We start from the raw sequence: 451 nt of genomic DNA, 5'->3' as shown, positions 1-451 counted from the left end.
ATTTACAGTAGTCGCCATTGGAATTTTTTGATTTCCTTCTTTTGCCCATTGACCGTAAAAAGAAGATTGAGCTTGCCCTACCATTAATGTCACTAAAACATCAGGATTTGCTGCTTTTATACGGCTGATTGTACTACTAAACTGAGAAACTCCTAATGGAATGAATTCCTCGTTGATGATTTCTCCACCATTTGCTTCAGCTGTTTTTCTAACCCAGTCTGCAGTAATTTGGCCAAAGTTATAATCAGCAGCAATGGTATAAATTCTTGGGCCATACTTCTCGATCATTGCTTTGATCAGTGTTACAACCTGATGTTCTGGTACAGCCCCTGTAGCAAATGTATATTTACTTGCTACTCCACCTTCATATTGGTTGTTGTAGAAATAAAGCATTTTATTTTGTTCCATAATTGGGCGGATTGCTTCGCGTGATGCACTTGAAAAACCACCC

At 38.6% G+C, this 451-nt stretch carries 1 protein-coding gene; it reads right to left on the bottom strand.

From position 1 onward, the window contains the following. Positions 1-451, bottom strand: a 451-nt coding sequence (locus tag AC2JF9_RS09235) for a transporter substrate-binding protein (RefSeq protein WP_500727177.1), incomplete at both ends; no start/stop codon positions are given.

Source organism: Lactobacillus sp. C449L (genome assembly GCF_059900815.1).
Note: the sequence above shows the minus strand (reverse complement) of the source record. Positions and strands in the feature narration are given on the sequence as shown.